Annotated in this window: 1 protein-coding gene; it reads right to left on the minus strand. The window is 62.1% G+C overall.

Translation table 11 applies throughout. The annotated features are described in order from the left end of the window. Window positions 1–104: 104 nt before the first annotated feature. Window positions 105–16697, minus strand: a complete 16593-nt coding sequence (locus ACZ9C1_RS19535) for an immunoglobulin-like domain-containing protein (RefSeq protein ID WP_476254294.1) — start codon at window positions 16695–16697, stop codon at window positions 105–107. Between the last annotated feature and the right edge of the window lie 230 nt (window positions 16698–16927).

Here is a 16927-nt window from a genome sequence, read left to right on the forward strand (position 1 = left end):
TCACCGGGCGTGTAGGCCCGGTGCACGAGTATGCGCGTGAAGCGTTGGCGGGGAAAGCCCGCCCCCGACGCGGCGGCCGTTGCCGGCTGCCGCGGGGGTGGGGATCAGCTGTTGGAGTTGTCGATCTTGATGGTCGGGTCGCCACCGCTGATCAACGAGTTGATCGTGGTGTTGGACCAGTTGACCCCTTCGAGCTTGATGCTCACATCGGCGTTGGCCAGGCCGCCGGCGGCGTTGAGCTTGCCTTCGGTGCTGACTTGCAGGGTCGACTCGCCATTGACCGTGGTGATCTTCAGGAAGTTGTCGATGGTGCTGGCCTTCTCGCCCTGGAGCAGGTCGCTCAGGTCGAGGCGGTCGCCTTCGCTCGCCTTGAAGTCCTTGATCACGTCATTGCCCAGGTCGCCGGCCTTCCACACGAAGGTGTCGGCACCACTGCCACCGGTCATGATGTCATCGCCCTTGCCGCCGATGAGGATGTCATTGCCGGCACCGCCAAACAGGATGTCGTTGCCTTCACCGCCGAGCAGGGTGTCGTTGCCGGTGCCGCCGAGCAGGATGTCGTTGCCCTTGCCGCCGTCGATGTAGTCGTTGCCACCCTGGCCGAAGATGATGTCGTTGCCGTTGCCGCCAAGCAGGGTGTCGGCGCCGTCGTTGCTGCGTGAGACGTCGAACTCGGTGTAGTGCTCGGTGATGTACTTGTGCATCGCCCGTGCGTCCACGCTGCCCGCGTCTACGCCCAGCTTGTCGGCGACATAGCCGCGGATCGCCTCGACACCGGTACCGGCAACACCGTCGAAGACCATCAGGTCGCCGAAGATGATGTCGTTGCCGTCGCCACCATTGACCGTGTCGTTGCCCGGTTGGGTAACTTCGGTATGGCCGAGGATGGCCTCGGCCAGCTTGCTCGGGTCGATGTTGGTCTGCGGCTTGCCGTCGGTGTCGTACGGTTTCAGGTCGTTGGTGTTGACGCCGTTGTTGAGGCCGATGGCCTCGACGGTGGACAAACCTGACAGGAGCTTGAAGCTGTCCATCGAGTTGTTCAGGGCCGCGTTGTCTGTGTAGTTGCCGTAGCCACCACGCGAAGACAGCTCGTAGGTGCCGTTACCTTCCGCGTGCAGCTCGCCCGATACGCCGTATTTCCAACCGTTGCGGTAGTACTGCACTTGCAGGTTACCGGCGTTGTCGATGCTGACGTAGTTGGTGTTGCTGCTGTCGATGTAGCCGTTGTACGCCATGCCCGGCTTGTAGTTGATCGAAGCCAGGAAGGTGTCCAGGGTGATGCCCGAGGTGCCCAGGGTCGGGTTGGAGTTCTCGTTGGTCTGGTAGTAGGTCGGCTTGCCATCGGTGATGAAGAACGTCTGGTTGCTGCCGGTATTGCCACCATCCTTGAGGTTCTGGAACCAGTTGGCGGTGGTCTTGAAGGCGTCCTCGTAGTTGGTACCGCCGTCTGCCCGCAGGTTGTTCAGGGCATTGAGCAACTGTTGCAGGCCGGCATCGTTCAGGGTCACCGAAACGCTGCTCTTGACCTGGGTGGCGAAGTCCACCAGGAGGATGTTCACGGTACCCGACTGGTCGCCCTTGACGCTGGCGGTCAGGGTCTTGAACACCGATTCCAGGGATTTCTTCGCCGCGTCCACGCCGGACGAACCCATGCTGCCCGAGGTGTCGACGATGAAGGCGAGGTTGTAGTCCTGGCCCGGCACCACGTGCAGGCCGGTGACGTCGGCAACCACTACATCGTTGCCGTCGGTGCCGGTGATGTTGTCGCTGTCCGAGGACAGGTTGCTGGTGGTGTAGGCCTGCGGGTAGACGGTAACTTTGATGGTGCCTTCGCTGGTTGCCGTGCTGCCGCCGACGCTCTCGGTGGAGGTCGAGCTGACCTTCACGTCGAACTGGCCCTGGTAGTAGGCCGGCGGCTTGATGGTCAGGCTGCCCAGGTTCCAGCCGGTAACGTCCACCGCGTCCTTGCCGACGGTGAAGGTATGGCCGGCATTATCGGCCAGCACCGAGCCTGCCGGGATGCCGCTGAGCTTGACGCTCAGGGACTCGGAGCCGTCGGTGTCGGTGAGGTTGGTGCTGATGCCCACCAGCTTGACCGGGGCGCCGTTCTCGCTGCCTTCGTTGAGCTTGTAACCGTCGTAGTAGCCCTGGTTGTTGCTGCCGTGCAGGTCGCCAACGGTGACGCCGGCATTGTTAAGGTCCTTGACGCTCGGGTACATCGGGATGTTCGAGCTGTTGAGGTCGGTGACCGCGCCGTTGCCCACCTTGATGTTGACGTCCAGGCTGCCGGGGCCGGCCTGGTTGGCGTTGTAGATCTCCAGGGTGTAGTAGCCGCTGGTGGTCGGGGTGAAGCTGCCGGAGATGGCGCCGCTGGCCGAGCCCCAGGTGCCGCTGGCGACGTTCTTGCCGCCCACTACGATCTGCAGGCTGTCATCGGCGGTGCCGCTGAACGCGTAGGTCTTGCCGGCTTCCAGGTAGATCAGGCCGGAAGTCTTCGAGCCGCTGCCCGCAGTCACGCTGGCAACGGTGTCGACACCGGTGACGGTCTCGCTCTTGCTGGCGTTGCCGGCATTGGCGAAGACGTTCTTCAGCGCGTCGCCGGTGATGCCGTTGCCATTGCTGCCAAGGCCGGAGAGGCTGTTCCAGGTTTCCTTGAGCAGGCCGATGGAGTTGACGTTGTTGTTGCCGATGTTCAGGTCAGGCTTATCGGCCACAGGCGCGATATCGACCTTCATGGTCACTTCGCCGCCGGCGTTGGTGCCGTCGTTGGGCTTGTACTTGATCTGCGCGTAGTCGGCCTGCTTGTTGCCCACGCCGCTGCCGCCATAACCGTCGACGCCCGACTGGTTGGCCAGCGGCACGAACTTGAGCTTGCCGGCGGCGATGTCAGCCTGGCTGATATTCTGGTTGAGCGAGACATCGACCCACGAGGTGCCGTTGAAGAACTTCAGGCCGCCCAGATCCGGCAGCTTGCTGATGGTCACCGAAAGACCAGTGTTGCCATCGGCGTCGCTGACGTTGAAGTCGCCCCACTTGAACACGTAGTCGGTGTCTTCGCTGCCGGTCACCGCGCCGCCGGTCGACACCGGCGCATGGTCGTTGTCGATGATGGTGGTGGTGACGCTGGACTTGCCGGCGTCGACCTGCAGGTTCTCGAAGCCGCCGCCCGTGGCACCGCTGATCTTGACTGTGAAGTTCTCCGAGCCCTCGACCAGCTTGTCGTCGATGGTCTTGATGTCGAAGGTGGTGCCGCTGCTGCCGGCCGGGATCTTCACGGTGACCACACCGGTGAAGTCCTGGCCGTCGGTGGCGGTGCCGCTGTAGGTCAGGGTGATGGTCACCTCGGACTTCGACGGGTTGCTCAGGGTCAGGTTGTAGTGGGCGGTGTCGCCTTCGGTCACCGAGGTGTCGCCGCTGATGCCGACGGTGGTCAGGTCGCCCTGGCTGCTCGGCTCGTCGGTAACGCTGGTGGTGACGGTGTTGCTGCCCAGGGTCAGTTTCTCGAAGTTGTCGCCACCAGCGACCGACTCGATCTTGTTGACGATGTTCGGCTGGCCACCGAGGTACGGATCGTCCTTGGCGGTAATGGTGAAGGTACCGCTGGCACTGCCAGCCGGGATGGTGACCTTGGTGCCATCGGAAAGGGTGAAGGTCAGGCCGTTGTGGCCGACTACCGACAAGCCTTGGGCGTTGGTCAGGGTCACGGTGTAGGTGACCTGGCCGCCCTCGGCGACGGTGGTCTTGTCAGCGGACAGCGTGGCGACCACTTCACTGATGGTGTCGTTGATCTGCACGGTGGCGTTGCCGCCCAGTTCGAGGTTCTCGAAGGTCTTGCCGGTAACTGCGGCGTCAGTGATGCCGACGGTCAGCGAGCTGCCGTCCTTGAACACGTCGTCGCCCTGGGCGGCGGCTTTGTACTCGACCTGGGTCTGGCCGGCGGGGATCACCACCTTGGCGCCGTTGGACAGGGTCACGGTCAGGTCCTGCGCTAGTTTCTGGCTGACCTTGACGGTGAACGACGGTTGCTGGTCTTCGGTGACGTTGCCATTGCCGACGATGGTGACCGAAACCTTGTCGCCCTGGTTGCCGGTGCCCGGCGTGCCCGAACCTGGCTCGTCGGTGACGGAGGTCTTCACTTCGTTCTGACCCAGGGTCAGCTTCTCGAAGTTGTCCGCGCCGGTGACGCCGGTGATCTTGTTGTTGATGGTTGGCTGACCACCGACGAACACGTCGTCCGGCGCATTGATGGTGGCGGTGCCAGTGGCGCTGCCGGCCGGAACGGTGACTTTGGTGCCATCGGTCAGGGTGAAAGTCAGGCCGTTGTGGCCGGTGACCGACAGGCCCTGGGCGTTGGTCAACGTTACGGTGTAGGTGACCTGGCCGCCTTCGCTGACAGTCGTCTTGTCTGCAGACAGGGTGGCGACCACTTCGCTGACGGTGTCGTTGATCTGAACGCTGGCGTTGCCGCCGAGCTCGAGGTTTTCGAAGGTCTTGCCGGTGACCGACGCATCGGAGATGCCGACGGTGAGGGTGTCGCCGTCCTTGAACACGTCATCGCCCTGGGCGGCGGCCTTGTACTCGACTTGGGTCTGGCCAGCCGGGATCACCACCTTGGCGCCGTTGCTCAGGGTCACGGTCAGGTCCTGCGCCAGCTTCTGGCTGACTTTGACGGTGAACGACGGTTGCTGGTCTTCGGTGACGTTGCCATTGCCGACGATGGTGACCGAGACCTTGTCGCCCTGGTTACCGGTGCCCGGCGTGCCCGAACCTGGCTCGTCGGTGACGGAGGTCTTCACTTCGTTCTGGCCGAGGGTCAGTTTTTCGAAGTTGTCGGCGCCGGTGACGCCGGTGATTTTGTTGTTGATGGTTGGCTGACCACCGACGAACACGTCGTCCGGCGCATTGATGGTTGCGGTGCCAGTGGCGCTGCCGGCCGGGATGGTGACCTTGGTGCCATCGGAAAGGGTGAAGGTCAGGCCGTTGTGGCCGGTGACCGACAGGCCCTGGGTATTGGTCAGGGTCACGGTATAGGTGATCTGGCCGCCTTCGGACACGGTGGTCTTGTCGGCGGACAAAGTGGCCACGACTTCACTGATGGTGTCGTTGATCTGCACGGTGGCGCTGCCGCCGAGCTCGAGGTTCTCGAAGGTCTTGCCGACCACGCTGGCATCGCTGATGCCAACGGTGAGCGGGCCGCCGTCCTTGAACACATCGTCGCCCTGGATCGGCGCCTTGTATTCGACCTGGGTCTGGCCGGCGGGAATCACCACCTTGGCACCATTGCTCAGGGTGACGGTCAGGTCCTGGTCGAGCTTCTGGCTGACCTTGACGGTGAACGATGGCTGCTGGGCTTCGTTGACATCGCCGTTGCCGACGATGGTGACCGAGACCTTATCGCCCTGGTTGCCGGTGCCTGGAGTGCCCGAGCCCGGCTCGTCGGTGACGGAAGTCTTCACTTCATTCTGACCCAGGGTCAGTTTCTCGAAGTTGTCGGCGCCGGTGACACCGGTGATCTTGTTGCTGATGGTGGCTTGGCCGCCGATGAACACGTCGTCCGGCACGTTGATGGTGGCGGTACCGGTGGCACTGCCGGCCGGGATGGTGACCTTGGTGCCATCGGAAAGGGTGAAGGTCAGGCCGTTGTGGCCGACTACCGACAAGCCTTGGGCGTTGGTCAGGGTCACGGTGTAGGTGACCTGGCCGCCCTCGGCGACGGTGGTCTTGTCAGCGGACAGCGTGGCGACCACTTCACTGATGGTGTCGTTGATCTGCACGGTGGCGTTGCCGCCCAGTTCGAGGTTCTCGAAGGTCTTGCCGGTAACTGCGGCGTCAGTGATGCCGACGGTCAGCGAGCTGCCGTCCTTGAACACGTCGTCGCCCTGGGCGGCGGCTTTGTACTCGACCTGGGTCTGGCCGGCGGGGATCACCACCTTGGCGCCGTTGGACAGGGTCACGGTCAGGTCCTGCGCCAGTTTCTGGCTGACCTTGACGGTGAACGACGGTTGCTGGTCTTCGGTAACGTTGCCATTGCCGACGATGGTGACCGAAACCTTGTCACCCTGGTTGCCGGTGCCTGGTGTGCCCGAGCCCGGCTCATCAGTGACGGAGGTCTTCACTTCGTTCTGACCCAGGGTCAGCTTCTCGAAGTTGTCCGCGCCGGTGACGCCGGTGATCTTGTTGCTGATGGTCGGCTGACCACCGACGAACACGTCGTCCGGCGCATTGATGGTGGCGGTGCCAGTGGCGCTGCCGGCCGGGATGCTGACCTTGGTGCCATCGGTGAGGGTGAAGGTCAGGCCATTGTGGCCGGTGACCGACAGGCCCTGGGCGTTGGTCAGGGTCACGGTGTAGGTGACCTGGCCGCCTTCGGACACGGTGGTCTTGTCGGCGGACAAGGTGGCCACGACTTCACTGATGGTGTCGGTGATCTGCACGGTGGCATTGCCACCCAGCTCCAGGTTTTCGAAGGTATGGCCCGGAACCGTGGCATCGGTGATGCCGACGGTCAGCGAGCTGCCGTCCTTGAACACGTCGTCGCCCTGGGCGGCAGCCTTGTACTCGGTCTGGGTCTGACCGGCCGGGATCACCACCTTGTCGCCGTTGGACAGGGTGACAGTCAGGTCGTATCCAAGCTTCTGGCTGACCTTGACGGTGAACGAGGGCTGCTGGTCCTCGGTGACATTGCCATTGCCGACGATGGTGACGGACACCTTGTCGCCCTGGTTGTCGGTGCCCGGGGTTCCAGTGCCCGGCTCGTCGGTCACGGAGGTCTGCACCTCACCTTGGCCGAGGGTCAGTTTCTCGAAGTTGTCGGCACCGCTGACGGTCACCAGTTTGTTGCTGATGGTCGCCTGGCCGCCGACGAACACATCGTCCGGTGCATTGATGGTGGCTGTGCCGGTAGCGTTGCCGGCCGGGATGGTGACCTTGGTACCGTCGGACAGGGTGAAGGTCAGGCCATTGTGACCAGTGACCGACAGACCCTGGGCGTTGGTCAGGGTCACGGTATAGGTGATCTGGCCACCTTCGGACACAGTGGTCTTGTCGGCGGTGAGGGTCGCGACGACTTCACTGATGGTATCGGTGATCTGCACAGTGGCGTTGCCACCGAGCTCCAGGTTTTCGAAGGTCTTGCCGGTGACCGCAGCATCGGTGATGCCGACGGTCAGCGAGCTGCCGTCCTTGAACACGTCGTCGCCCTGGGCGGCAGCCTTGTACTCGGTCTGGGTCTGACCGGCGGGGATTACGACCTTGTCGCCATTGCTCAGGGTCACGGTCAGGTCCTGCGCCAGTTTCTGGCTGACCTTGACGGTGAACGACGGTTGCTGGTCTTCGGTGACATTGCCGTTGCCGACGATGGTGACGGTGACCTTGTCGCCTTGGTTATCGGTACCTGGAGTGCCGGTGCCTGGCTCGTCGGTCACGGTCGTGGTGAGCGTGTTGTCGCCGAGGGTGAGTTTCTCGAAGTTTTCTGCGCCGCTGACGCCTTCGATCTTGTTGACGATCGCAGGCTGACCGCCAACGAACACGTCGTCCGGGGCCGTGATGGTGAAGGTGCCGCTGGCGCTGCCGGCCGGAATGGTGACTTTGGTGCCATCGGTCAGGGTGAAGGTCAGGCCGTTATGGCCGGTGACCGACAGGCCCTGGGCATTGGTCAGGGTCACGGTATAGGTGATCTGGCCACCTTCGGTGACGGTGGTCTTGTCAGCGGTGAGGGTCGCGACCACTTCACTGATGGTGTCGGTGATCTGCACCGATGCGTTGCCGCCCAGCTCCAGGTTCTCGAAGGCCTTGCCATCGACTGCAGCATCGGTGATGCCGACAGTCAGGGTGTCGCCATCCTTGAAGACGTCGTCACCCTGGGCTTTGGCTTTGTACTCGGTTTCGGTCTGACCGGCTGGAATGACGACTTTGTCGCCGTTCGACAGGGTTACGGTCAGGTCGTGGTCGAGCTTCTGGCTGACCTTGACGGTGAAGGCGGGCTGCTGGTCTTCGGTGACATCGCCTTTGCCGACGATGGTGACGGTGACCTTGTCGCCCTGGTTGTCGGTGCCTGGCGTGCCAGTACCCGGCTCATCGGTCACGGTTGTGGTAACCGAGTTGTCGCCGAGGGTCAGCTTCTCGAAGTTGTCGCCACCGGCAACCGATTCGATCTTGTTGACGATGCTCGGCTGGCCACCGACAAATACGTCGTCCGCAGCGGTGATGGTGAAGGTGCCGCTGGCGCTGCCTGCCGGAATGGTGACCTTGGTGCCATCGGTCAGGGTGAAGGTCAGGCCATTGTGGCCGGTGACCGACAGGCCCTGGGCATTGGTCAGGGTGACGGTGTAGGTGATCTGGCCGCCTTCACTGACGGTGGTTTTGTCGGCAGACAGGGTCGCTACGACTTCGCTGATGGTGTCGTTGATCTGAACGCTGGCGTTGCCGCCGAGCTCGAGGTTCTCGAAGGTCTTGCCGGTGACCGAGGCGTCGGAAATCCCTACGGTCAGGGTGTCGCCATCCTTGAAGACGTCATCGCCTTGGGCGGTCGCCTTGTACTCAACCTGGGTTTGACCCGCTGGGATCACGACTTTATCGCCGTTGCTCAGGGTTACGGTCAGGTCCTGACCGAGTTTCTGGCTGACCTTGACGGTGAAGCTTGGCTGCTGGTCTTCGGTGACCGCGCCGTTGCCGACGATGGTGACGGAGACTTTGTCACCTTCGTTGCCGGTGCCCGGAGTGCCGGTGCCTGGCTCGTCGGTGACGGAGGTTTTCACTTCGTCCTGACCCAGGGTCAGTTTTTCGAAGTTGTCGGCACCAGTCACGCCTTCCAGTTTGTTGGTGATGGTCGGCTGACCGCCGACGAATACGTCGTCCGGCGCATTGATGGTGATGGTGCCGGTGGCGCTGCCCGCTGGCACGGTGACCTTGGTGCCGTCGGTCAGGGTGAAGGTCAGGCCGTTGTGGCCGGTGACCGACAGGCCCTGGGCGTTGGTCAGGGTGACGGTGTAGGTGATTGGGCCGCCTTCGCTGACGGTAGTCTTGTCGGCGGTCAGGGTTGCGACCACTTCGCTGACGGTGTCGTTGATCTCAACGCTGGCGTTGCCGCCGAGCTCGAGGTTCTCGAAGGTCTTGCCGGTGACCGACGCATCGGAAATGCCGACGGTGAGGGTGTCGCCATCCTTGAAGACGTCATCGCCTTGGGCAGTAGCCTTGTACTCAACCTGGGTTTGACCCGCAGGGATCACCACTTTATCGCCGTTGCTCAGGGTTACGGTCAGGTCCTGACCGAGTTTCTGGCTGACCTTGACGGTGAACGACGGCTGCTGATCTTCGGTGACTGCGCCGTTGCCAACTATGGTCACGGAAACCTTGTCGCCTTCGTTGCCAGTGCCGGGCGTGCCAGTACCTGGCTCATCGGTCACGGTCGTGGTGAGGGTGTCCTTGCCGAGCGTGAGCTTCTCGAAGCTATCCGCGCCGCTGACGCTTTCGAGCTTGTTGACGATCGAAGGCTGACCGCCGACAAACACGTCGTCCGGCGCGGTGATGGTGAAGGTGCCGCTGGCACTACCCGCAGGAATAGTGACCTTGGTGCCATCGGTCAAAGTGAAGGTCAGGCCATTGTGGCCGTTGACTGGCAGACCCTGGGCATTGGTCAGGGTCACGGTGTAAGTGATCTGGCCACCTTCGGTGACGGTGGTCTTGTCCGCAGTCAGGGTCGCGACCACTTCGCTGATGGTGTCGGTGATCTGTACCGAGGCGTTGCCACCCAGCTCCAGGTTCTCGAAGGCCTTGCCATCGACAGCGGCATCGGCGATGCCGACAGTCAGGGTATCGCCGTCTTTGAAGACGTCGTCACCCTGGGCTTTGGCTTTGTACTCGGTTTCGGTCTGACCGGCTGGGATGACGACTTTGTCGCCGTTCGACAGGGTTACGGTCAGGTCGTGGTCGAGCTTCTGGCTGACCTTGACGGTGAAGGTCGGCTGCTGGTCTTCGGTGACATCGCCCTTGCCGACGATTGTGACGGTGACCTTGTCGCCCTGGTTGTCGGTGCCTGGAGTGCCGGTACCTGGCTCGTCAGTCACGGTGGTGGTGACCGAGTTGTCGCCGAGGGTCAGCTTCTCGAAGTTGCCGCCACCGGCAACCGATTCGATCTTGTTGACGATGCTCGGTTGGCCACCGACGAACACGTCATCCGGTGCGGTGATGGTGAAGGTACCGCTGGTGCTGCCGGCCGGAATGGTGACCTTGGTGCCATCGGTCAGGGTGAAGGTCAGGCCGTTGTGGCCGGTGACCGACAGGCCCTGGGCATTGGTCAGGGTGACGGTGTAGGTGATCTGGCCGCCTTCGGTGACGGTGGTCTTGTCGGCGGTCAGGGTCGCGACGACTTCGCTGACGGTATCGGTGATCTGCACGGTGGCATCGCCACCCAGCTGCAGGTTCTCGAAGGTCTTGCCATCAACGACTGCATCAGTAATGCCGACGGTTAGCGAACTGCCATCCTTGAAGACGTCATCGCCCTGGGCATCCGCCTTGTACTCGACCTGGGTCTGGCCAGCCGGAATCACCACCTTGGCACCATTGCTCAGGGTGACGGTGAGATCCTGGTCCAGCTTCTGGTTGACCTTGACGGTAAAGGACGGCTGCAGGTCTTCGGTGACATCGCCGTTGCTGACGATGGTGACAGATACCTTGTTGCCGGTATCCGGATCATCAGTGACGGTAGTGGTGAGTGTCTCCTTGCCGAGCGTCAGCTTCTCGAAGTTGTCCGCGCCGCTGACACCTTCGAGCTTGTTCACGATCGAGGGCTGGCCGCCGACGAATACGTCGCTCGGGGCGGTGATGGTGAAGGTCCCGCTGGCGCTGCCGGCCGGAACGGTGACTTTGGTGCCATCGGTCAGGGTGAAGGTCAGGCCGTTATGGCCGGTGACCGCCAGGCCCTGGGCATTGGTCAGCGTCACGGTGTAGGTGATCTGGCCACCTTCGGTGACGGTAGTCTTGTCGGCGGTGAGGGTCGCGACCACTTCACTGATGGTGTCGGTGATCTGCACCGATGCGTTGCCGCCCAGTTCCAGGTTCTCGAAGGCCTTGCCATCGACGGCAGCATCGGTGATGCCGACAGTCAGGGTATCGCCGTCTTTGAAGACGTCGTCGCCCTGGGCCTTGGCCTTGTATTCGGCTTCGGTCTGGCCTGCTGGGATCACCACCTTGTCGCCGTTGGACAGGGTTACGGTGAGGTCATGGTCGAGCTTCTGGCTGACCTTGACGGTGAAGGCCGGTTGCTGGTCTTCGGTGACATCGCCTTTGCCGACGATGGTGACGGTGACCTTGTCGCCCTGGTTGTCGGTGCCTGGAGTGCCGGTGCCCGGCTCGTCAGTGACGGAGGTCTTCACTTCGTCCTGACCCAAGGTCAGTTTTTCGAAGTTGTCGGCGCCGGTGACGCCTTCCAGCTTGTTGGTGATGGTTGGTTGACCACCAACGAACACGTCATCCGGAGCGGTGATGGTGAAGGTACCGCTAGCACTGCCCGCAGGAATAGTGACCTTGGTGCCATCGGTCAGGGTGAAGGTCAGGCCATTGTGACCGTTAACCGGCAGACCCTGGGCGTTGGTCAGCGTCACGGTGTAGGTGATCTGGCCACCTTCGTTGACGGTGGTCTTGTCCGCAGTCAGGGTTGCGACGACCTCACTGATGGTGTCGGTGATCTGGACGGAAGCGTTACCGCCCAGCTCCAGATTTTCGAAAGCTTTGCCGTCAACGGCAGCATCGGTGATGCCGACGGTAAGGGTGTCACCGTCCTTGAAGACGTCATCACCCTGGGCTTTGGCCTTGTACTCAGCTTCGGTCTGACCGGCTGGAATGACGACTTTGTCGCCGTTCGACAGGGTTACGGTCAGGTCGTGGTCCAGTTTCTGGCTGACCTTGACGGTGAAGGCTGGCTGCTGGTCTTCGGTGACATCGCCTTTGCCGACGATGGTGACGGTGACCTTGTCGCCTTGGTTATCGGTGCCTGGGGTGCCAGTACCCGGCTCATCGGTCACGGTTGTAGTAACCGAGTTGTCGCCGAGGGTCAGCTTCTCGAAGTGGTCGCCACCGGCAACCGACTCGATCTTGTTGACGATGTTCGGCTGACCGCCGACGAATACGTCGTCCGCAGCGGTAATGGTGAAGGTGCCGCTGGCACTGCCGGCCGGAATGGTGACCTTGGTGCCATCGGTCAGGGTAAAGGTCAGGCCATTGTGGCCGTTGACCGGCAGACCTTGGGCATTGGTCAGGGTCACGGTGTAGGTGATCTGGCCACCTTCGTTGACGGTGGTCTTGTCCGCAGTCAGGGTTGCGACGACCTCACTGATGGTGTCGGTGATCTGCACCGAGGCGTTGCCACCCAGTTCCAGATTCTCGAAGGACTTGCCGTCGACAGCAGCATCGGTGATGCCGACAGTCAGGGTGTCGCCGTCTTTGAAGACGTCGTCGCCCTGGGCTTTGGCTTTGTACTCGGCTTCGGTCTGACCGGCTGGAATGACGACTTTGTCGCCGTTCGACAGGGTCACGGTCAGGTCATGGTCCAGTTTCTGGCTGACCTTGACGGTGAAGGCTGGCTGCTGGTCTTCGGTGACATCGCCCTTGCCGACGATGGTGACGGTGACCTTGTCGCCCTGGTTGTCGGTGCCTGGAGTGCCGGTACCTGGCTCGTCAGTCACGGTGGTGGTGACCGAGTTGTCGCCGAGGGTCAGCTTCTCGAAGTTGTCGCCACCGGCGACCGATTCGATCTTGTTGACGATGCTCGGCTGGCCGCCGACGAACACGTCATCCGGTGCGGTGATGGTGAAGGTACCGCTGGCGCTGCCGGCCGGAATGGTGACTTTGGTGCCGTCAGTCAGGGTGAAGGTCAGGCCGTTGTGGCCGTTGACCGGCAGACCCTGGGCATTGGTCAGGGTCACGGTGTAAGTGATCTGGCCACCTTCGGTGACGGTGGTCTTGTCTGCGGTCAGGGTCGCGACCACTTCACTGATGGTGTCGGTGATCTGCACCGAGGCGTTGCCACCCAGTTCCAGATTCTCGAAGGACTTGCCGTCGACAGCAGCATCGGTGATGCCGACAGTCAGGGTGTCGCCGTCTTTGAAGACGTCGTCGCCCTGGGCTTTGGCTTTGTACTCGGCTTCGGTCTGACCGGCTGGAATGACGACTTTGTCGCCGTTCGACAGGGTCACGGTCAGGTCATGGTCCAGTTTCTGGCTGACCTTGACGGTGAAGGCTGGCTGCTGGTCTTCGGTGACATCGCCTTTGCCGACGATGGTGACGGTGACCTTGTCGCCTTGGTTATCGGTGCCTGGGGTGCCGGTACCTGGCTCGTCAGTCACGGTGGTGGTGACCGAGTTGTCGCCGAGGGTCAGTTTCTCGAAGTTGTCGCCACCGGCGACCGATTCGATCTTGTTGACGATAGAAGGCTGGCCGCCGACGAACACGTCATCCGGTGCGGTGATGGTGAAGGTGCCGCTGGCGCTGCCCGCCGGAATGGTGACTTTGGTGCCATCGGTCAGGGTGAAGGTCAGGCCGTTGTGGCCGTTGACCGGCAGACCCTGGGCATTGGTCAGGGTCACGGTGTAGGTGATCTGGCCGCCTTCGGTGACGGTGGTCTTGTCGGCGGTCAGGGTTGCGACGACTTCGCTGATGGTGTCGGTGATCTGTACCGAGGCGTTGCCACCCAGCTCCAGGTTCTCGAAGGCCTTGCCATCGACGGCGGCATCGGTGATGCCGACAGTCAGGGTATCGCCGTCTTTGAAGACGTCGTCGCCCTGGGCTTTGGCTTTGTACTCGGCTTCGGTCTGACCGGCTGGAATGACGACTTTGTCGCCGTTCGACAGGGTCACGGTCAGGTCATGGTCCAGTTTCTGGCTGACCTTGACGGTGAAGGCTGGCTGCTGGTCTTCGGTGACATCGCCTTTGCCGACGATGGTGACGGTGACTTTGTCGCCCTGATTGTCGGTGCCTGGGGTACCAGTGCCCGGCTCGTCTGTGACGGAGGTCTTCACTTCGTCCTGACCCAGGGTCAGTTTTTCGAAGTTGTCGGCGCCGGTGACGCCTTCCAGCTTGTTGGTGATGGTTGGTTGGCCGCCGACGAACACGTCATCCGGTGCGGTAATGGTGAAGGTGCCGCTGGCGCTGCCGGCCGGTACGGTGACCTTGGAGCCATCGGTCAGGGTGAAGGTCAGGCCGTTGTGGCCATTAACCGGCAGACCCTGGGCATTGGTCAGGGTGACGGTGTAAGTGATCTGGCCACCTTCCGACACAGTGGTCTTGTCGGCGGTCAGGGTCGCGACGACTTCGCTGATGGTGTCGGTGATTTGCACCGAGGCGTTGCCACCCAGTTCCAGATTTTCGAAGGACTTGCCGTCAACGGCAGCATCGGTGATGCCGACAGTCAGGGTATCGCCGTCTTTGAAGACGTCGTCGCCCTGGGCTTTGGCTTTGTACTCAGCTTCGGTCTGACCGGCTGGAATGACGACTTTGTCGCCGTTCGACAGGGTCACGGTCAGGTCATGGTCCAGTTTCTGGCTGACCTTGACGGTGAAGGCTGGCTGCTGGTCTTCGGTGACATCGCCTTTGCCGACGATAGTGACGGTGACCTTGTCGCCCTGGTTGTCGGTGCCTGGGGTGCCGGTACCTGGCTCGTCAGTCACGGTGGTGGTGACCGAGTTGTCGCCGAGGGTCAGTTTCTCGAAGTTGTCGCCACCGGCGACCGATTCGATCTTGTTGACGATAGAAGGCTGGCCGCCGACGAACACGTCGTCCGGAGCGGTGATGGTGAAGGTACCGCTGGCGCTGCCGGCCGGAACGGTGACTTTGGTGCCATCGGTCAAAGTGAAGGTCAGGCCATTGTGACCGTTGACCGGCAGACCCTGGGCATTGGTCAGGGTCACGGTGTAGGTGATCTGGCCACCTTCGGACACAGTGGTTTTGTCGGCAGTGAGGGTTGCGACCACTTCACTGACGGTGTCGGTGATCTGCACGGTGGCATCACCACCCAACTGCAGGTTCTCGAAGGCCTTGCCCACCACGCTGGCATCGATCACGCCGAGGGTCACGGAGCCGGCGTCCTTGAATACATCGTCGCCCTGGGCCGGCAGGCTGTAGGTGGCCTGGGTCTGGCCGGCGCTGATAACCACAGTGGCGCCATTGGACAAGGTCACGGTCAGGTCATGGTCGAGCTTCTGGCTGACTGAAACAGTAAAGGTCGGCTGTTCGGCCTCGGTCACGTTGCCATTGCTGGTGATGCTGACGGTCACCGTGTCGATGCTGTCGCTGATCACGGTCTGGGTCGGCGTAGTGTCGGGTTCCAGCTTCTCGAAGTTGCCACCGGTGACACCAGTGATGCTGGTGCTGACCGTGCTGCCGTTGACGAATACGTCGTTAGCCGGGGTCTGGAAGTCGACGCTGCCAGTGCTTTCGCCGGCCTTGACGGTAATAGTCTGCCCATTGGACAGAGTGACGGTGACCGGAGTCTGGGCCGGGTTGGTCAGGGTCACGGTGTAGGTGATCACGCCACCTTCGGTCACGCTTGGGGTCGCGGTCAGGGTGGCGGTGGTAGTGTCGACGGAGTCGTTGATCTTCGTTTCCGCTGGTGTCGGGTTTGGCACCAGATTCTCGAAATTACCGCCCGTTGCCCCCGTGATCGTGGTGCTGACGGTGCTGCCATTGTTATAGACGTCGTTGGCCGGGGTCTGGAAATCGACGCTGCCTGACGACTTGCCGGCTTCGATGGTGACGGTCTGGCCATTGGACAGGGTGACGGTGACTGGGGTCTGGGCCGGGTTGGTCAGGGTCACGGTGTAGGTGATCACGCCACCTTCGGTCACGCTTGGGTTGGCGGTCAGCGTGGCAGTGGTGGTATCGATGGTGTCGGTGACCTCGGTCACCGCCGGCGTGGTGCTTGGCGTGACGATCAGGCCGTTGCCGCCGCTGGTCCCGGTGATGGTCGCGGAGATCTGGCCGCCATCGATGTAGGGCGTGTCGTTGGCCGGGACATTGACGTTGACGTTGCCGGTGGTCTGGCCCGCCGGGATCACGATGACAGCGCCATTGGACAGGGTCACGGTCAGGTTGGTCAGCGGTGGCTGGCCGACGGTGGCGGTATAGACAATTACGCCACCCGCCTCGGTGATCGTGGGAGTGGCGCTCAGGGTCAGGCCTGTGGTGAGCGGGGCGTTGGTGGTGTTGGTACTGGCGTTGTTGCCGTCCAGCCCGCCCTGCTCATCGATACCCAGCCCGTTGGCAAAGCCTATTGGGCCGGTGGGGAAGCCGATGGTCGGGTCGACCACCCCGGCGGTTTCCTGGAGCAGGACGAAGCTATGCCCGCCGCCTACCGAACCGCCGCCTGCCGCGGCCGGACCGGCTGCGGTGGCCTCCAGTTCGGTGGTCGGGTCGACGCCGGCGGCGATGGCTTGTTGCAGCTCCTCGACCGAGGGCGCCGCCTGGGCGGTGGCCTGGCTCAGGTCGATGCTGCTGTCGGGGGCGTCGGCACTCCACTGGGTGTCGCGACCGAGGTCGAGCAGACGGCCGTCGGCCAGCTCCAGAGTGACCGCGCCGCCAGTGCCGGTGTCTACCTGTTCACCGGCAAGCAGGCGATCGCCTTCGATCAGTACGCGCCGGATGCCTTCTGGGGAAACTGCGATGACTTGGCCAACAATGCTTTTGACGATGGCAACAACAGTGCTCATTGGACTCTCCGGGCTACCTGTTCAGTTGGCTTCCATGCCTGCCGGCGCGCGAGGGCGGCGTTTGATGGAAATCTTTCAATAATGTTTTTGACGCCGTTTTGCGTCAATTTTACGTCTATAATTTCTGGCTATTAAGTTTATGCCAAACTATTGACCTTATGCAGCCCATCCTAAACAATCACTCACGTAATGTCACATTGATATTTGAACGGCTGAAGATACTTCCTACT

The organism is Pseudomonas sp. TE21435 (assembly GCF_056279265.1).